This window comes from Halanaerobium polyolivorans, from assembly GCF_020711195.1.
In the GTDB taxonomy this organism is placed as follows: domain Bacteria; phylum Bacillota; class Halanaerobiia; order Halanaerobiales; family Halanaerobiaceae; genus Halanaerobium; species Halanaerobium polyolivorans.
Genome location: NZ_JAJFAT010000015.1, coordinates 1 through 19,077 on the forward strand (window position 1 = coordinate 1; position 19,077 = coordinate 19,077).

The window sequence follows — 19,077 nt, forward strand, 5'->3', positions numbered from 1 at the left end:
AAAATGAAAGAGATTGAAAATAGACTTGATAAAATGAGCGATGAAAATGATAAGCTCAAAAAAATTGTAGCAGAAAAAGAATTAGAACTGGCGATTTTAAGGGAGTTACGAGATAATGTAAACCCCCGATAGCCCTCAAAGTTCAGATTGCATCAAAGTGGATAAATAAAGGATATAAAACCTCTATTGTTTTAGACTTTGTTGGGCTTAATTCTTCCACTTATTACAGTAATATAAATAGAAAAAATAAGAGTGAAAGCACTAACAGCAGCAATTCCAATAATCCTAAAGGAAGACCTATACCAGGCTATTCCCTAACTGAATCAGGTGAAAAAATATCTGATGAGCAGATTAAAGAATGGCTCCTGGAACTGGTAGCAGGTGATGGCTTTCCCTATGGTTACAGAAAGCTTACAGTCTGCTTAAAAGAAGACTATAATCTGAAAATTAACAAGAAAAAAGTATACAGATTGTGCAAAGAATTAGACATATTAAGACCGCAAAGAAAAATCAAAAAGATTCGCCCTAAAAAGATTGCCAAACAGGAAGAAATTACAGAACCAGATCAACTCTGGCAGATGGACCTAAAATACGGCTACATAGCTGGAACAGATCAATTCTTTTTCCAGATGTCAGTAATTGATGTCTTCGATAAGACAGTTATTGATTATCACCTTGGACTAAGCTGTAAAGCTAAGGATACCTGCAGAGTATTAAAAGCTGCTTTAAATAAAAGAAAGCTGTATAAAGGCATGAATTTGCCTAAGATTAGAACAGATAACGGACCACAATTTGTCTCTAAATTATTTGGAGACACCTGTGAAAGTTTAGGAGTAGAACACCAGAGAATTCCAGTTAGAACTCCTAATATGAATGCTCATATAGAGTCATTTCATTCAGTTTTAGAAAAAGATTGTTACTCAATCAATGAATTCAACAGCTTTATAGATGCTTACAAAAAAGTCAGCGAATATATGAATTATTATAATAACAGATACCGTCATGGCAGTCTTAATGATATGCCGCCAGCAAAATTTTATGACCTGGCTAAAGCAGAAAATATAGTTGCTGAACCAGTATTAGCTTAAATAGAAAAATGAGAAACTAAGAATGAGCGAGCTTAACAAACATATTCTCCATATTTAAGGGGTTGAACCGATTTTAGCACCTTTGGTATTAAACTGGGATGTATTTAGACAGACATTATTTTTTAATAATCCTAATCAATTAGGCTATTTCTCATTATTGACATTATCTATTTTCTTTTTTGGTAGAAATTATTTTAAAATATCTCGACTTAAAGAGATAATAACAGCTTTATCAGGAATTTTTACATTGCTTATTTCACTATCTTCGGGTGCTATATTAGGTGGATTATTTTTAATAATAATTGCCTTTGTAGATAATAAAAAGAGTTTTATATCAATAGCACTAATTTTAATTATATTAATTTCTGGCCTTTATTATTTTAATATTGGACCAAGCCAGAATGTTTTTGACAGGGTATACAGAAGAATATCAACAGTAGGACAGAGTGATGACGATAATTTGGCTGGTAGAGGTTATGATAGGTTTATTGTCCACCCAGAATATGTGTTTCTTGGAGCTGGGGAAAGGCCTGGCAGAGATTTTGATGTAACCTTAGGTTCAGAATTTCACTCAGGCTGGGGAGTAATATTATTCTCTTATGGCTTACCAGGTTTTTTTATGGTAGCTTTATTTTTTATTTTTATTTTTCAAGAAGTTGGTCTTAAGTCATTTTCATATTTAATACCAACTGCGTTTTATGGTTTAACACATCAACATCTAAGGTTTACTTTATTCTGGTTATTAATCGCTTTTATACTAACCACTAAAATTGATATAAATGAGGTAAAATGATATGAATAAAATTTGTTTTTTTGATTCACGCTATAAAAGTGCATATGGTGCTCAAAAGAGCATGATGACATTAATTAAAAATTTACCTACTGAAATAAAAACGATTTTATTAACTACAGAAACCGGAGATCTAACAAATTTTAGCGAGAATAATAATATAGAAACTCAAATATTAAAAGCTTCTGATAGAATCAACACTTTTGGTGGTAAAATTTTAGATTTTAATATTATAAAAAAATTGCAATTAATAATAGATATATTAATGTATAATTTTAAATTATTATTTTGGTTAAGAAAAAATAAAATTGATGTGTTGTATACAAATTGTGATAAATCATTTATATTATCTTTTATAGCTGCAAAGATATATAGAATACCTGTAGTTTCGTATAAAAGAATTATTAGCTCAGATGATAAATCTAGAATTTCAAGGTTTATGTCATATATAGTTGCTAGGTTTTCTAATAAAATATTGTGTATTTCTAAAGGAGTAAGAAAAAGCATTGATAATAAACTATTAAATAAGTTTGGATATAAATATGAAGTCTTATATACGGGGTATGATTTTGAACAAATTATAAGTGATAACTCAATAAATTATTTATATAATAATTATGATTTAAATGAAGATAATCTTATAATAGGACTTATTGGCTCAATAACACCAAGAAAAGGTCATCATATTGCAATCGAGGCATTTAATAAAATTAATGCAGAATTTAAAAATAGTAAGTTGTTATTTGTGGGAAGTGTTCCAGATGGTTATAAATCATATTATAATAAATTAAAGAATAGAGCTATAGAATTAAGCATAGAAAATAAAATCATTTGGACGGGGTATGTTAATAATATTGCTGATCATTATAAATTATTTGATTGCACAATATTACCATCAAGTGCAGAAGGTTTGCCAAGAGTTGTTGTAGAGTCACTAGCTAATGATGTTCCAGTAGTTGCTAATGATGTTGGTGGTGTGCCAGAAATTATTACAAATGGTAAATTTGGTTATATTATGGAAAATAATAATAAAAAAGAGCTATTTAAAGGAATAAAATTTTTGATTGATAATGAAAGTGATATTGACGCGAAAAATGAAAGATCAGAGTATGTAGTTAATAAGTTTTCAATTGAAAATTACGTTAATGGATTTATTGAAATAATAAATGAACTTTAAATTTAGTAAATACTGAGGTGTCATAATGTCAAGGATTGTCATATTAGCTCATGAAGCAGAATCGTTAATAAATTTTCGTGGTGAATTAATAAAAGTTTTATCCCAAAATGGATATGATGTTATTGCAATGGCTCCGGAACAAGATTATAGAAATAAAGTAGAAGAACAATTAGGCGTCAAATATGAATCGATTAATCTTGATAACACAGGAATGAATCCATTAAAAGATCTTGCAACGATTTATGATATAAATAAAAAGTTAAGATATTATAAACCTGATATTATATTTTCTTATGCAATTAAGCCAGTAATTTATGGGGGGCTGGCTGCAAAGTTTTGTAATGTTGAAAAGATCCATTCACTTATTCCAGGTGCAGGGCAAGTTTTTCTTAGCAAAAATTTAACCACTAAAATTATTAGTCAGTTATATAAAATTGGGACAAAAAATAATGACACTATATTTTTTCAAAATCCTGATGACCAAAAACTTTTCAATGATTATAATATAATCAATATAAATACAGACACATATTTAGTTAATGGATCAGGTGTTAAAACTGATTACTATTATAATACAGAGCCAAAGACTGATAAAATATCATTTCTCTTGATGGCAAGGTTAATTAGACCTAAAGGTATTATAGAATATATTAAAGCAGCTGAAAAAATTAATAAGAAAAAAGATGATATAGAATTTAAACTGCTAGGTCCTTTTCATTCCAATCCTTCGGCATTAACTGAAACTGAAATTTATAAATGGCATGATAATGGTACAATTAATTACTTAGGTGTTAAAGAAGATGTTAGACCAACGATAGAAAACACAAGTGTTTTTGTTTTACCCTCTTATTACAGAGAAGGAGTGCCAAGATCTATTCTTGAAGCTATGTCTATGGGTAAACCAATTATTACCACAGATTCACCTGGTTGTAGGGAGACAGTTATTGATGGACACAATGGTTTTTTAATTCCTCCTAAAGACATAATAGCATTAAAGAATGCAATGGATAAATTTATAAAAAAGCCAAATTTAATTCAAGAAATGGGTCAAAAAAGCAGAAAAATAGCTTTAGAAAAATATGATGTTCATAAAGTCAATCAGTTTATGATTGAAAAGATGGGTTTAGAATGAGTCATGTTCAAAAGATTAAAGTAATATTTTAATCGTAATACTAACAGGGAGTTGAAAAAGTGAAATCATTAATAACAGGTGCAGCAGGATTTATTGGTTCAACATTAACAGAAAAATTGCTTAAAAAAGGACATGAAGTAATTGGTGTAGATTGTTTTATGGATTATTATGATCGTTCTTTAAAAGAAAATAACATGAGTTCATTTATTGGCCATGAAAACTTTACTTTAATAGAAGAAAATATTAATGATCTTGATTTAAAAGAATTATTAAAAGATGTAGATTATATATTTCATCAAGCTGCTCAAGCTGGAGTTAGATCCAGCTGGGGTGAAGATTTTGAGATATATACTCATAATAATATAATGGGAACTCAAAGATTATTAGAAGCAGCTAAAGAAAGCAATATTAAAAAATTTGTTTATGCTTCTTCATCTTCAGTTTATGGTGATACAGATAAATTACCAATGAAAGAAACAAATAGATTACAGCCAGTTTCTCCTTATGGGGTATCTAAACTTGCAGGAGAAAATCTTTGTTACTTATATTATAAAAATTTTAATGTGCCAACAGTATCTCTAAGATACTTTACTGTTTTTGGAGAAAGACAGAGACCAGATATGGCTTTTCATATTTTTATTAAAGCTATTTTAGAGGGTGAACAATTGACTATCTTTGGTGATGGTAAACAATCTCGAAACTTTACTCATGTAGATGATATTGTTAAAGCTAACATTCTAGCAGCAGAAAGTGATGTTGCTGGAGAGATATTTAATATTGGTGGAGATGGTAAAAGAGTAGTTTTAAATGAAGCTATAGATTTAATGGAAAATATAATTGCTAAAAAAGCAAAGAGAGAATATCAGAAGGTTGTTAAAGGTGATGTAAAACATACTTCTGCTGACACATCTAAAGCAAAAGAAATGTTAGGTTATGAACCTGAGGTTGAGTTTGAAGAAGGACTGAAGCGTGAAGTTGAATTTTTAAAAGAATTATATTTATAAAAGTTTTTTTCATGCTCATTTATGATATAATATAGATATATCTACTGCAGGGGGAGGGATTAAATTGCGGAGGAAGAAATCTGCATTAAAAGTATTTAGGATTATTGGAGATATGTTATTTGTTAATCTCTCTTTTTTCATTGCTTTTTATATTCGTTTTGGGGGTTTTCCAACAAAAAACATTCAAGCATATACAAGACAAATTCCATTCATAACAATTTTTGCAATTATTTTATTTAGTCTTTACAACCTTTATTCAGAGCAGTTGAAAAAAGATTATGCTGATATATTTTATGCTTTTATACCAGCAACATTTTTAATTGTACTTTTTAGTATTAGTTTATCCTATTTTATTGAATCTTATGCTTTTCCACGTTCTGTATTTATAATAGTAATACCTGTTATGATATTAGTTATGATTGCTTGGAGATATCTAAGCTTAAAAATTGAGCAAAAAATTAGCCAGGCTATTAAGGTTGTAATAATTGGTCAAGATGGAGATACAGCCAAAATTATAAAAAATATTAACAGCTGTGCTGACAACTTTTTTATAATAACTGATGTTTTTACAGAAGAAGGTTTTGAAGAAGAAAAAGAAGATTTTAAAATGGACTGTAATTTTAATTTAACAATAGGTTTAGATAATCTTTTGCAAAAATTGAGTAAAATCAATCCTGAATTAGTATTTATATCAGGCAGATTGAATGAAGAACTTAAAAAAGATTTGTTTTATCATTCAGTAGAAGAAGAATGGGAAGCTAATCTTGTGCCTGATTTTTATGAAATAATGCTTTCAGGAGCAGATATCGAGCAGCTGGGTGAGCTGCCGATTTTCAAGATGAAAAGACTTAATGGTTCTGCTCATCAATTATCAAAAAGAATATTTGATCTTGTCTTTTCATTATTTGCTTTAATAATTACTTTGCCGATTACTTTACCGGTTGCGATCTTAATTAAATTAGAAAGTAAAGGGCCAGTATTTTTTAAACAAAAAAGGGTTAGTAAAGACAATAAAATTTTTGAAGTATATAAGTTTAGAACTATGGTCAAAGATGCAGAAAAAAATACAGGGCCTGTTTTAGCTTCAAAAGATGATAACCGCATAACTAAAGTAGGTAAAATATTACGCAAAACTAGAATAGATGAGATTCCTCAATTTATCAATGTTTTAAAAGGAGAAATGAGTCTTATTGGTCCTCGGCCAGAAAGACCACATTTTGTTGAAGACTTTGAAGAAAACATTCCTGATTATGAATATCGTCATCGGGTTAAAAGTGGTATTACTGGCTTAGCTCAAATCTTAGGTTATTACAGCTCTGATGCTGAAGATAAACTGAGGCTTGATCTGCTTTATGCAAATAAATCTTCTTTTGTTTTTGATATTAAAATAATTTTAAATACAATTAAGGTAATGTTCATGGGGGAGAAGTCTTCTTGATTTCTCCTTTTTGTATTGGAGGTATAAATTAGATGAAGATATTAGTAACAGGTGGAGCAGGTTTTATTGGCTCTAATATTGTTGATAGATTAATAGAATTAGAGCACAAGGTTGTAGTAATAGATAATTTTTTAACCGGTCACAAAGAATTTATTAATCCTAAAGCTAAGTTTTATAATATTGATTTAAGAGATGAGAAAGTTAATCAGATAATCAAAGAGGAAAATATTACTCATATTATTCATCAAGCTGCCCAAATAGATGTGCAGCTTTCTTTAAAAGACCCTGCTTTTGATGCTGATAATAATATCAAAGGAACTATCAATCTTTTAGAAGTAGCTGCAGAAAATGATGTAAAAAAGATAGTTTATGCATCTTCTGCTGCAGTTTATGGTGAACCAGAATACCTGCCGATAGATGAATCACACCCAATTAAGCCAATGTCTGCATATGGCATAAGCAAATATACACCTGAACACTACCTAAGGATTTATCAACATTTACATGAGCTTGATTATACTATCTTAAGATATGCTAATGTTTATGGGCCCAGACAGGATCCCAAAGGGGAAGGTGGAGTAGTTGCTATTTTTGTTGATAGAATTCTAGATAACAAAAAACCTATAATTTTTGGTGATGGTAAACAAACCAGAGATTTTATTTATGTAGAAGATATTGTTGAGGCTAATCTACTTGCCTTAACTAAGGCTAATAATAAGGTGCTTAATATTTCAACTGCAGAGAGGAATAGTGTTAATCAATTGCTTAACCATTTAAATTCTTATTTAGATAATCAATTAGAAGCAGAATATAGAGAAGCTAGAGAAGGAGATATTCTTCATTCTGCTTTGGATAATTCAAAAGCAAAAAAAGCTTTGGGCTGGGAGCCAAAATATGATTTTAGCTCAGGGCTTAAAAAGACTTTAGCTTATTATAAAAATAGATAAAAGCTATTAAAAAATAAAAAAAATCACCTAACAATCCTGCTATTTCAAAGATGGCAGGATTTTTTTATGCAACAAAATGCTCACTTAGTTGCGTTAGAGATTTTTCGAATGCAATAATAGGAAATTATAGTTTGCAACTTCCGGGAATACTACTTTGCAATTCCCGGTAATTTTAGTATACAACAAATACGATAATTTAAATATACAACATATTAGTGCATCAGTTTAGTTTAATAACCAGCAAAATTAAATTGTTATTTGTCTATATTTATAATATAATTACATTAAAAGATAGGCTTTTAAATTTCAAAGCCTACCAAGAGGTGCATTTAAAATGGAAACAAAAAAACTGAAAAAAGCTTTTCAAAAAGAAAATGGAATTCTTAAGACTTCTGAATTGAATGAGCTAGGATTTGACAGCAGGCAGATAAATAAACTATTAGATGAGAACATTATAGAAAAAATAAAATTTGGTTATTATATTCTTTCTGATTCAGTTCCCGAAGAAAAAGCAGTTATAGTTAAACTTTTTCCAGATGCTGTTATATTTCTTGAAAGTGCTCTGTTTTATTATAATTATACTGACCGGGTGCCGAATAAATGGCAGCTTGCAGTTGATAAACATTCAAATCCTAATAAGTTTGATAATAATTATTTGGAAATCGAACCTTTTTTTATTGTTGATAAATTTTTTAAATTAGGAATTAATGATATTGAAAATGATGGTTATAAAATAAGAATTTATGATATAGATAAAACAATTTGCGATATTTTAAGATATGAAAAAAAACTTGATAATGAAGTTTTTAAAAATGCCATTCAAAATTATATTAATGATGAAAATAAAAATATAAATAATCTAATTAAATATTCCAAAAAGCTTAATATTTATAAAAAAATGCAGACATATATAGGGGTGTGGGTATAATGAAAGATCTAGCTGCATCAGTACTTGCAAGGTTAAAAAATAAATCTAAAGATAAAAAGATACCATTTCAGCAGATATTAATATTGTTTGCACAAGAAGAATTATTAAGGAAAATATCTCTATCAGAGTATAAAAGTAATTTTATTTTGAAAGGCGGTTTGTTAATATATTCATTAAGTAGATTTGAAGCTCGTCCTACAATAGATTCTGACTATTTAGTAAAAAACATCTCTGCAGAGGGAGAAGAATTCAAAAAGAAAATTAATAATATTTTAGATATAAATACAGGTAATGATTTTATTGAATTTGAAATCAAAGATATTGAATTAATTAATGAGCAAAAAAAATATACTGGTACACGTGTAAATTTAATCTCAAAAATAAAGAACACAAAAACTTATATACATCTTGACTTTGGCACAGGAGATACAGTTGAGCCACCGGAAAGAAAAATGAAGTTGCCAGTTCTGCTATCTGATTTTCAAAAACCAGAAATTTATGTTTATAGTATTGAATCTGTAATAGCAGAAAAGTTGGATGCCATAATTAGTAGGATGGAGACTACAAGCAGAATGAAAGATTTTTATGATATATATTCACTAGCATTAAAATATGATTTTGAATTTATAGATGTTAAAAAGGCTTTATCTAATACTCTTAATAATAGATCAACTAATATTGATATTAACTCTATTGACGAAATTAATAGACTGGCTCAAGATGAGATGATTATCAGCAGATGGAATAATTTTTGTAAAAAAGTATTAAAATCTAAAATTGAAATTAATCAAGTTATTGAAACATTAATTTCTTTATTAAATCCTCCATATAAAGCTATATTTAATGGCAGTAACCTTAATTTAACCTGGAGTCATGAAAAAAGAAAATATATTTGATACTATTTGGATTATAGTAAAGGTTAGAAGGTGTTTAGTTTCTTTAAATCTAAAATTTATATAGCAAATAAGCAGAAAATTAATACAATAAGAGTATATTATATAATTTTTAGAAATGATTTTTTAGTAATTATACATTTTAAAATAGGCTTTTGAATTTAAAAGCCTATAAAAAAGTGTATAAGAAGCAAGGGAAACCCCACCAAACATTATCTAATTACCAAACAAATAAATTTTAAACAAAAATTGTAAAAATATTATTAATATCCTTATTTCTATTGAACAAACTGCTCTGATAAAGTATAATTTAAATAGACAATTCAACTGGAGTGATACTTATGATAACAGCATTAATTATGGCCGGAGGAGAAGGCACAAGATTCTGGCCTTTAAGTAGAAAAGATAATCCAAAACAGTTTTTAAAATTAAATGATGAACAGAAAACAATGCTGCAGCAGACAGTAGAACGAATTGCTCAGCTGGTTCCCTATGAACAGATATTTATTGCCACTAATGACAGCTACCAACAGGCAATTAAAGATCAGCTGGCAGAAATACCGGAAGATAATATAATTATTGAACCGTTAAAGAGAAATACAGCTCCTTCGATCGGTCTTTCTTCAGTTATTATAGAAGAAAAGTATCCGGGTTCAACAATGCTTGTTTTGCCTGCAGATCATTTGATCAAAGATCAAAATAATTTTTTAGATATTCTCAAAAAAGCAATTATGACAGCAGCTACAGGTGAAAATTTAGTTACAATTGGAATCGAGCCTACCCATCCGGAAACAGGTTACGGTTATATTCATTTTGGTGATAAATTACATACAATTGATGGTGACAGTGTCTTCAAGGTAGAAAACTTTACTGAAAAACCAGATTTAGATACAGCTGCTGAGTTTCTAAAAGATGGAAGCTATCTCTGGAACAGTGGAATGTTTATCTGGAATCTTAACTCTATTCTTGCCAATATAGAAGAACACCTGCCCAAACTTCATCTTTCCTTAGAAAAAATAAGGGAGGCATTAAATACTGAGCAGCAGGCAGAAATAATCAAAGAAGAATTTGAGAAGATGGAAAGTATTTCTATTGACTATGGAATTATGGAAAAAGCAGATGATATTTTTGTAATCCCAGGTTCTTTTGGCTGGGATGATCTCGGCAGCTGGCCAGCTTTAGAGAGAATTAAAAAAGTGGATGAGCAGGGGAATGTTGTTGTTGGTAAACACTATGGAATTGATACAAAGAACTCAATTATCCACAGTACAGATAAGGTGATTACTACCATCGGGCTTGATAATATAGTAATTGTAAATACTGATGATGCAGTGTTGATCTGTGATAAAAAGCGGGCTCAGGAAGTAAAAAGAATTAGGGAGATACTCTCAGAAGAAGGATTAGATGATTATCTCTAGATATTATATCTGAAAACTGCTTATTTATCTTAAAAAAATCGTATTTAATAAAAATATGGAAAATATTACTTGATAATTCACAACAATATGATATATAATATTCGTATATGGAGAATACGGAGGAAGGCAGGTGAAACAGATGTCAGAACTTGAAATATTAGAGAAAATTACGGAAAACTTTGATAAGATTGATACACACTTTGATAAAATTGATGCACGCTTTGACAAGATGGATAACCGCTTTGACAAGATGGATGCACGCTTTGACAAGATGGATAACCGCTTTGATAAGCTGGAACAAAATACAGATGAACGATTTAACAAGATGGATAACCGCTTTGATAAGATGGAACAAAATACAGATGGCCGTTTTGATAAACTTGAAAGTATACTTGAAGAACAAAGTATTGAACTTTATAATATTAAAAAGACACTGGGTAATCACAGCGATCAATTTGTTGTCTTAAAATCTAATATTGAAACGATTCACAGTCAGGCTGTTCGCCTCAGCTTAAACCAAGCTAAATTAAGTGAAAAAATTGATAAACAAATTAATTTTGATGAAAAAAACACAAATGAAAATATCAACAGCATATAATTTAGCTTTCAGAACATATTAAAATATCTAGGCAGTTCTTGAAACTAACTTATGTGTTGCCTTAATATAATTAATAAATAGATTAAGAGCCTCTCAATACTGCAGAGGCTCTTGAATATTTCCTTATAAACTTTTTTCAGCTTTTTTTTTAAACTGCTTCTTTTTGTTCAGGCTGCATATTTTCTATAAAATCAGTTTTTGATATTTTGTATAAAAATATTAACATTGTTGATACTGCAGTTAAAATACCAATTGGAACAGAGATATTGTATGCTAGTTGAAATCCTTCTGGAGCATAGAGAATATATGTAGCTGAAACTCCTGTCATGAAGAAAGCTGGAATGGAGGCAATCCAGTGATTCTTATCATTTTTAGCAAGCCATACAGCACCTGCCCATAGAACGACCATCGCCATAGTTTGATTTGACCAGGCAAAATAACGCCAGAGAACATCAAAATTTATTTGCGATAAACTTCCACCAATAATGAAAATTGGAATTGCCAACATTAATCGATTTTTAATTGGTTTTTGATCTAAAGAAAAGATATCAGAAAGTGCAAGTCTAACACTTCTAAATGCAGTATCACCAGAAGTAATTGGTGCTGCTACAACTCCTAGCATTGCGAGTAATCCACCGATTACACCCATCATAGTACCTGTTATTTCATGTACGACTCCAGCTGGTCCACCAAATTCAACTAAAGCAGTACCTAGTCCACCAGTACCTTGGAAAAATGTCATAGCTGCAGCTGCCCAAATAAGAGCCACTATTCCTTCGGCTACCATAGCTCCATAGAAAATTCTTCTTCCCTCTTTTTCATTTGTTGTACAACGAGCCATAATTGGAGATTGAGTAGAGTGGAATCCACTTATTGCTCCACAGGCAATAGTCACAAACATCAAAGGCCAAATTGGCAGTGATTCTGGATGAAGGTTGTTTAAAGCTATATTAGGTATATCATAATTACCTATAATTAATCCACCGCCAACTCCTAAAGCCATAATCAAAAGTGTTAGCCCAAAAACAGGGTACAACTTACCAATTATTTTGTCTACCGGCAAGAAGGTGGCAACAAAATAATAGCCTAAAATAATTATCAACCAGCTGTTAACTCCTAAAAAATCAGGTGTTAAATTAGCTAGTAAAAGTGCTGGACCTGTCATGAATACTGTACCAACTAATATCAAAAGAACAATACTAAAGATCCTCATTATTTGCCTGATCTTATTCCCTAAATTATTTCCAATGATTTCAGCTATAGAAGCTCCATTAGAACGAATAGAGAGCATCCCAGATAAATAATCATGGACCCCACCAGCAAAAATTGTTCCAAGTACGATCCATATAAAAGCACTTGGACCCCAAAGAGCACCAGCAATTGCGCCAAAAATTGGTCCTAAACCAGCAATATTTAAAAATTGAATTAAAAAAGCTTTTTTCCAATCCATTGCAACATAATCTACCCCATCTGCTTGTGAAATCGCTGGGGTTTCCCTCTGTATTTCAGAACCGAAAATTTTGTCCACAACAGTCCCGTAAATGAAATAGCCCAAAATTAAAACAGCCAAAGAACTAAGAAAAGAGAGCATAAATAAATTCCTCCTCATAAGTTTTATTTCATATATAATTATATACTTATAAGGATATTTGCAAAGAGATATTAACTGAATAGTTAAAATACGATACTGAAATGCATTATTTGAGATTTAAAAGCTTGTTAATATCATCAACTCGACTTCGGCTTACTGGTATTTCAGTCTCTGAATAGTTTTCCATCCTAATCTGATATTTTCCTTTAAACCAGGGGATTACAGCTTTAATATTTTGCAGATTAATAATATAACTTTTATGAATTCTATAAAAATTATCAGGTAGTATTTCCTCTAATCCTTTAAGCTGGAACTGTGTCAGATAAGATTTTTTGTAACACTGAGCCCAAACTTTCTTATCTTTGGTAGAAAAAAAGTAAATATCTTGGAAGTTAAGCATCAAAAAACAGTCACCATCTATTACTGCAATTTTCTTTACTTGTTTTTTTCTATCTTTTGCCTCAATCATATTTATAACATTTTGCATTTGTTTTTCATAACTAGTAGAATTTAATATTCTCTTTTTAGCTTTTTGCAGACTCTTTTTTAATCTAAGTTCAGAAAATGGTTTGAGCAGATAATCAACTGCAGCTAATTTGAAAGCTTCCACAGCATGTTCATCAAAGGCTGTTGTAAATATTATATAAGGCTGCTCAGCTTGTTTTTGTAGGTGATTAGCTATTTCCATTCCTGTTTTTCCCGGTAATTGAATATCAAGTATTATCAGGTCTAAGTCATTTTCTGCAATAATTTCTAAAGCTTTATCTCCATCAGCAGCTTCAAATAGAAGTTCGAAGTCATCTTCTTGTTTTAACAAGTATTTCAGCTCAGCTCGAGCTGGTTTTTCATCTTCGACAATCATTGTCTTGATTTTCAATTTGCTTTTCTCCTTTCATATAGAGATTCTAAAGGTATCTTAATTATATTCTGAAAACCATAATCAGAATTTGAGCTTACTTTTAGTTCTGCACTATTTCCATAAGTGAACTGCAGTCTATCTTTGATATTTTTTAAGCCAATTGAATCATTATCAATCTTAAAAATATTATCTATATCTTCAGTTGAAGCTCCAATACCATTATCAACAACTCTAATTTCTAAAAAACCCTTTTCTTTTTTAATTGAGATCTTTATTTCCCCATCTTTTTTAAGTGGATAAATACCATGTTGAACTGAATTTTCTATTAGAGTTTGAATTATAAAGGGTGGGATTTGACAGTTTAATAGTTCCTCTTCAATATTCCATTCTATTGCAAGTTTTTGTTCAAGTCTTGCTTTTTCTATACTTAAATAATCTTTGGAAAAATCAATTTCTTTTTTTAGTGTAATTTGATAAATGTCACGATTTAAAGTTCTGCGGAAAATTCCAGCTAATTTAATTAAAAGTTTTCTGGCTTGGTCAGGTTGATTTCTACATAAGACAGAGATTGTATTTAAAGAGTTGAATAGAAAGTGGGGATTGATTTGAGCATGAAGTGCTTTAAGTTCTGCTTCACTTTTTAGTTCTGCCTGCTTAGATAATCGAAGCAGTTTGATTTGTGTGGCCAGCAAATTAGCAATACCTTCAGCCATTTTTATATCTAAAACAGATATTTTTTTCTCATTTCTATATAATTTTAACAAACCATAAACACTATTTTCTATTTTTAAAGGGGTAACTACAGCATTGCTCAAAGGACAGTCATGATGATTACAATTGATATTACTTTTTTTATCAATTATGACCGTTTTTTCTTCTCTAAGAGCTTTTTTGCTGGCTTCAGTTTTGATATCTTCACCTTTAAAATGATGATCAGAACCACTACCAACAAAAGCAAGAACCTCTTTTTTATCTGTCATAGCTACTGCATCAGCAGAACTTTCTTCTTTGATCATCTCGATGATCTTAGCAGCTGATTTTGAATCAAGACCACTTTGGATTATAGGGAGTGAACGATCTGCAATAGATAATACCTTTTCAGCCTGAACAGCCTTTATTTTTTGGTGTTCTTCTTTAACCTTATTTAAAATACTGATGAAAATAGCAATACCAAAAGCATTGCTGAGTATCATCGGGATAGCGATAACTCGAACCAAATCTACAGCAAGGGCAAATGGTCTGCTAAAAATTAAGACAATAATCATTTCTAGAACTAAGGCAAAACTGCCAATTATAAAACCTTCTTTAAATTTTATTTGACCTTTTAAAAATTTTTTGTGATAATAGCCACCAATTAATCCTGTTAAAGTAGTTCCAACTGCACAGGCTAAAGCTGTAAAGCCGCCAAGTGAAAAGCGATGAAGACCACCAGTTAGACCTGCAGCAATACCAATTATTGGTCCACCAACTAATCCACCTACTAAAGCTCCAATACCTCTTATATTAGCATAAGCATCCATGATAAAAATACCCATATAGGTGCCTAAAATACTTAATATTGCGAAAAAAACATATAAAAAAACTTTTTCATATTTATTAAAATTTCTGTTGAAAATATATTTGATCCCATTAATTCTGCTCAAAATATAGGCAAATGTCACTATGACACTCATACTTCTGAACAAATCAAATAATAATTCTAAAATTCTATTGTTAAACATCTTTCTACCCCTTTATTATATAAATTTAAAATAAATTCCAAAACTTGCTATTGCATTTCATTATATAACAGATTTTTATTTTAATAAAGTTTTCTGAGAAAATCTCCAATAAAATTAAATTTGTTCTCAACTCAAATTAGCTATATAATGAGTTTAAAAGAAAGTATTTACTTAAAGTTAATCAGATCTTAATAAGGAGTCATATAAAATGGATATTAAAGCTCAGATTGCTAAAAGTATTAAAGATAATAATCCTGTTATTGGTGTTGCCGTAGGTAGTGGATTGTCTGCTAAACAGGTAGCTGAAGGTGGAGCAGATTTCATACTTGCTCTTAGTGCCGGCAAATTTAGAAATGCAGGTGTTTCATCTATGGGATGTATGCTTCCCTTTGCTAACAGCAATGATATGAATTTAGAATTTGCTCAAAAAGAAATTTTACCGAGAGTGAAAAATACTCCTGTAGTTTTTGGTGCTTTTGCAGCAGATATTACCAAAGCTGATGATGTTTTACTAACAAAAATTGAAGAAGCTGGTTTTGATGGAGTCAATAATTTCCCAACTGTTGCTTTAATTGATGGCAATTATAGAAAGGCACTTGAAGCAAATGGACTTGGTTTCCAAAGGGAAGTAGAATTTATGCGGAAAGCAGTGACAAGAGGTCTTTATACAATTGCTTTTGTGTTTAACAAGGAACAGGCAAAGGCTATGGCAGAAGCAGAAGTGGATATGGTCTGTGCTCACCTCGGCTGGACTGCAGGGGGAGAAAAAGGAATTAAAAATAGAGAAGACATTTCAGAAAATATTAAATTAGTTAAAGAAATTTTCTCTACTGTAGAAAAAATAAATCCCGATATACTGCATATGATTTATGGAGGAGGAGATATAAAAGATCCTCTAAAAGCTAATGAATTTTATAAAGAGACAGATACCTTAGGCTATATTGGTGGTTCAACATTTGAGAGGATTCCAGTAGAAAGTTCTATTAAAGATACTGTCAGCAGCTTTAAGAATTTTTACAAATTACATAAAGAAAATATAAAATTGAAAGAAGAATTAAACAAGAAAAAGAGTTTTGATAACCTTGTCGGCCACAGCTTGATAATGCAGCAGATGTATGAATTGATAGACAAGGTTGCCAATAAGAATGTTAATGTTTTAGTTTCTGGAGAAAGTGGTACAGGAAAAGAATTAGTCACCAGGGCCATTCATTACAGCAGCCAGAGAGCAAAGAAAGCCTTTGTTAAAATAAATTGTGCAACAATACCCGAAAAACTTTTAGAAAGTGAACTTTTTGGTCATGAAAAAGGCTCATTTACTGGAGCAGCAAAACAGAGAATAGGTAAGTTTGAGTTAGCAGATAAAGGAACCCTCTTTTTAGATGAGGTCGGAGAAATAGATATAAATCTGCAGGCTAAACTTTTAAGAGTACTGCAGGAAAATGAATTCGAAAGGGTTGGCAGCAACAAAACAATCAAGGTAGATGTAAGAGTTATTTCAGCCACAAATAAAGATCTCCGCCAGGCAGTAGCAGAAGGGAAATTTAGAGAAGATCTATTTTACCGTTTAAATGTTGTCTCGATTAATACTCCACCACTGCGTAAACACAAAGAAGATATCCCACTACTTGTCAACAGTTTTATTAAGCAGATAAAAGAGAAATTTGATATCAAAATATTAAAAATTGAACCAGCAGTTTTTGATGTATTAATGGAATATGATTGGCCTGGTAATGTAAGGGAACTAAAAAACACCATAGAAAGAGCAGCAATACTCTCTGAAGATGAAATAATTAAACTAGAAAATCTACCTCAATACTTTAAAAAGTTTACAGATCAGCATGATTATTATAATTCAGTCCAGCAAAATGAAGACTTAGCTGCTCATTTAGCAACCTTTGAAAAACAGATAATACTTAATGCTTTAGAAGAACAGAACTGGAATCAGACTGAAACTGCAGAAAATTTAGGGATCAGCAGAAAAACTCTCTATAATAAGATAAAAAAATATGATTTAAATAATTAAACAATTATGGGTAATCTATTACACAAAGGCTTGTTTTGAAGCATTTAAGAACTGCTATTTGGGTAATATTTTACTCATTTTTAATTTTAAATAAAAAAAGTTTTGTTTGAAAAGGCTTAATAGCATTAAAATTATCAAAAAATAAACAATATTTAATATATTTTGGCTTTTCAGCTGCTTTGGCATAGAAAATGCAATTATATATTAGTGAAGACAATATTTTTAATAAATAATAACTAAAGGGGTGGTTTTTTGTCTAAAGTAGCTGTTCTTGGAACCCTTGATACAAAAGGTGAAGAATTTCTTTATGTCAAAGAGATAATCGAAGGTGAAGGATTAGAAACGATAGTTATTGATGCTGGAGTTATGGGTGAACCTTATTTTGAAGCTGAGATAAAAAAAGATATGGTTGCTAAAGCAGGTGGAGACTCAATAGACAATTTAATTGAAAAGTCTGATCGAGGTCATTCGATGGAAGTAATGTCTAATGGTGCAGCAAAAGTTGTAGAAGAATTATATGAAGCTGGAGAAATTGCTGGCATAATATCTTTAGGAGGTTCAGCAGGAACTACAATAGGAACTACTGCAATGAAAAAACTTCCGGTTGGTATTCCCAAGGTGATGGTTTCTACCCTTGCTTCTGGAGATACAAGACCATATGTAGGCACCAAAGATATAACAATGATGTATTCAGTTGTAGATATTCTAGGAGTTAATAGCTTATCAGCCAATATATTATCAAATGCTGCATTTGCAGTTGCTGGGATGGTTAAAGGTACAAAGCCAGAGCCTAAAGAAAAAAGACCTTTAATTGCTGCAACAATGTTTGGTGTAACAACTCCCTGTGTAGAAAAGGCCAGAAAATATTTAGAAGAAAAAGGCTACGAGGTTCTTGTCTTTCATGCAACAGGTACAGGTGGAAGGGCAATGGAAAATTTAATAGAAGAGGGTTTTATAGCTGGTGTTTTAGACCTTACCACAACAGAACTCTGTGATGAACTGGTAGGAGGAGTACTTTCTGCAGGACCTGACCGTCTAGAAGCTGCTGCAAAAAATGCTGTTCCTCAGGTAGTTTCTACTGGTGCTTTGGATATGGTTAACTTTGGTCCTATTGATTCAGTGCCAGAAAAATTCCAGAATAGGAATCTATATAAACATAATCCAACAGTGACCCTGATGAGAACCAATCTAGAAGAAAACAAAGAATTAGCTGAGATTATGGCCAAAAAGCTCAATCAAAGTAAAGCTAAAACAGCACTTGTGCTGCCTTTAAAAGGTGTTTCAATGATCGATGCAGAAGGACAAGCTTTTTATGGCCCAGAAGAAGATGAAGTTCTCTTCAATACTTTAAGAGAAAAAATTGAGCAAAATAAGGTTGAGTTAATCGAAAAAGATCTGCATATAAATGACGAAGAATTTGCTTTAACTATTGCTAAAAAATTAATTGAACTGATAGAAAATAATTAAAGG

15 protein-coding genes and 1 pseudogene are annotated in these 19,077 nt (G+C 30.7%); 13 read left to right on the forward strand and 3 right to left on the reverse strand.

Annotated elements, in window-relative coordinates:
- From LJ207_RS10040 to LJ207_RS10090, 11 genes and pseudogenes are all read left to right on the forward strand, one after another.
- Positions 1-1,088 (forward strand): annotated as a pseudogene (locus tag LJ207_RS10040) (IS3 family transposase); the annotation flags it as partial.
- A gap of 247 nt (positions 1,089-1,335) precedes the next feature.
- Positions 1,336-1,881 (forward strand): hypothetical protein, encoded by a 546-nt coding sequence (locus LJ207_RS10045; protein WP_229346368.1) that lies wholly within the window; start codon positions 1,336-1,338, stop codon positions 1,879-1,881.
- Between the two features lies 1 nt (position 1,882).
- Positions 1,883-3,055 carry a glycosyltransferase gene (locus LJ207_RS10050; RefSeq protein ID WP_229346369.1) on the forward strand — a complete coding sequence of 391 codons (1,173 nt, stop codon included), beginning with the start codon at positions 1,883-1,885 and terminating at the stop codon, positions 3,053-3,055.
- A 25-nt stretch (positions 3,056-3,080) separates the two neighbouring features.
- Positions 3,081-4,187 (forward strand): glycosyltransferase family 4 protein, encoded by a 1,107-nt coding sequence (locus LJ207_RS10055; protein WP_229346370.1) that lies wholly within the window; start codon positions 3,081-3,083, stop codon positions 4,185-4,187.
- Positions 4,188-4,246: 59 nt separating this feature from the next.
- Positions 4,247-5,191 (forward strand): NAD-dependent epimerase/dehydratase family protein, encoded by a 945-nt coding sequence (locus LJ207_RS10060; RefSeq protein WP_229346371.1) that lies wholly within the window; start codon positions 4,247-4,249, stop codon positions 5,189-5,191.
- A 64-nt stretch (positions 5,192-5,255) separates the two neighbouring features.
- Positions 5,256-6,629, forward strand: a complete 1,374-nt coding sequence (locus LJ207_RS10065; RefSeq protein ID WP_229346372.1) for a sugar transferase — start codon at positions 5,256-5,258, stop codon at positions 6,627-6,629.
- A gap of 32 nt (positions 6,630-6,661) precedes the next feature.
- Entirely contained in the window at positions 6,662-7,576 is a 915-nt protein-coding gene (locus tag LJ207_RS10070) for an SDR family oxidoreductase (protein ID WP_229346373.1), read from the forward strand.
- Positions 7,577-7,910: 334 nt separating this feature from the next.
- Complete coding sequence (locus LJ207_RS10075; protein ID WP_229346374.1) at positions 7,911-8,504, forward strand: type IV toxin-antitoxin system AbiEi family antitoxin domain-containing protein; 594 nt, start codon at positions 7,911-7,913, stop codon at positions 8,502-8,504.
- Positions 8,504-9,400: a nucleotidyl transferase AbiEii/AbiGii toxin family protein gene (locus tag LJ207_RS10080; protein ID WP_229346375.1), complete on the forward strand. Its 897-nt coding sequence runs from the start codon at positions 8,504-8,506 to the stop codon at positions 9,398-9,400. The genes LJ207_RS10075 and LJ207_RS10080 overlap by 1 nt, the downstream gene beginning before the upstream one ends.
- Before the next feature lie 338 nt (positions 9,401-9,738).
- The gene (locus tag LJ207_RS10085) at positions 9,739-10,815 is read left to right on the forward strand and encodes a mannose-1-phosphate guanylyltransferase (RefSeq protein WP_229346376.1); all 1,077 of its coding nucleotides are present in this window, start codon (positions 9,739-9,741) and stop codon (positions 10,813-10,815) included.
- A gap of 139 nt (positions 10,816-10,954) precedes the next feature.
- Positions 10,955-11,413 (forward strand): coiled-coil domain-containing protein, encoded by a 459-nt coding sequence (locus LJ207_RS10090; protein ID WP_229346377.1) that lies wholly within the window; start codon positions 10,955-10,957, stop codon positions 11,411-11,413.
- A 148-nt stretch (positions 11,414-11,561) separates the two neighbouring features.
- On the opposite strand, the gene LJ207_RS10095 is transcribed toward LJ207_RS10090, so the two are convergent.
- The 3 genes from LJ207_RS10095 to LJ207_RS10105 all read right to left on the reverse strand — a co-directional run bounded on the left by LJ207_RS10095 (position 11,562) and on the right by LJ207_RS10105 (position 15,584).
- On the reverse strand, positions 11,562-13,004 hold the full coding sequence (locus tag LJ207_RS10095; RefSeq protein WP_229346378.1) for a carbon starvation CstA family protein: 1,443 nt from the start codon (positions 13,002-13,004) through the stop codon (positions 11,562-11,564).
- A gap of 106 nt (positions 13,005-13,110) precedes the next feature.
- Positions 13,111-13,881, reverse strand: a complete 771-nt coding sequence (locus LJ207_RS10100) for a LytR/AlgR family response regulator transcription factor (protein ID WP_229346379.1) — start codon at positions 13,879-13,881, stop codon at positions 13,111-13,113.
- Positions 13,878-15,584, reverse strand: coding sequence for a LytS/YhcK type 5TM receptor domain-containing protein (locus LJ207_RS10105; RefSeq protein WP_229346380.1), 1,707 nt, complete (start codon positions 15,582-15,584; stop codon positions 13,878-13,880). The genes LJ207_RS10100 and LJ207_RS10105 overlap by 4 nt, the downstream gene beginning before the upstream one ends.
- A 208-nt stretch (positions 15,585-15,792) precedes the next feature.
- Here LJ207_RS10105 and LJ207_RS10110 point away from each other — a divergent pair, with 208 nt between their 5' ends.
- Positions 15,793-17,607 (forward strand): phosphoenolpyruvate hydrolase family protein, encoded by a 1,815-nt coding sequence (locus tag LJ207_RS10110; RefSeq protein ID WP_229346381.1) that lies wholly within the window; start codon positions 15,793-15,795, stop codon positions 17,605-17,607.
- Between the two features lie 252 nt (positions 17,608-17,859).
- On the forward strand, positions 17,860-19,074 hold the full coding sequence (locus tag LJ207_RS10115) for a Tm-1-like ATP-binding domain-containing protein (protein ID WP_229346382.1): 1,215 nt from the start codon (positions 17,860-17,862) through the stop codon (positions 19,072-19,074).
- Positions 19,075-19,077: the final 3 nt, after the last annotated feature.

Coding starts and splice junctions, on each gene's coding strand:
- LJ207_RS10055 (WP_229346370.1), top strand. CDS start 3,081: ATGTCAAGGATTGTCATATTAGCTCATGAAGCAGAATCGTTAATAAAT.
- LJ207_RS10085 (WP_229346376.1), top strand. CDS start 9,739: ATGATAACAGCATTAATTATGGCCGGAGGAGAAGGCACAAGATTCTGG.
- LJ207_RS10070 (WP_229346373.1), top strand. CDS start 6,662: ATGAAGATATTAGTAACAGGTGGAGCAGGTTTTATTGGCTCTAATATT.
- LJ207_RS10090 (WP_229346377.1), top strand. CDS start 10,955: ATGTCAGAACTTGAAATATTAGAGAAAATTACGGAAAACTTTGATAAG.
- LJ207_RS10050 (WP_229346369.1), top strand. CDS start 1,883: ATGAATAAAATTTGTTTTTTTGATTCACGCTATAAAAGTGCATATGGT.
- LJ207_RS10075 (WP_229346374.1), top strand. CDS start 7,911: ATGGAAACAAAAAAACTGAAAAAAGCTTTTCAAAAAGAAAATGGAATT.
- LJ207_RS10105 (WP_229346380.1), bottom strand. CDS start 15,584: ATGTTTAACAATAGAATTTTAGAATTATTATTTGATTTGTTCAGAAGT.
- LJ207_RS10080 (WP_229346375.1), top strand. CDS start 8,504: ATGAAAGATCTAGCTGCATCAGTACTTGCAAGGTTAAAAAATAAATCT.
- LJ207_RS10095 (WP_229346378.1), bottom strand. CDS start 13,004: ATGCTCTCTTTTCTTAGTTCTTTGGCTGTTTTAATTTTGGGCTATTTC.
- LJ207_RS10110 (WP_229346381.1), top strand. CDS start 15,793: ATGGATATTAAAGCTCAGATTGCTAAAAGTATTAAAGATAATAATCCT.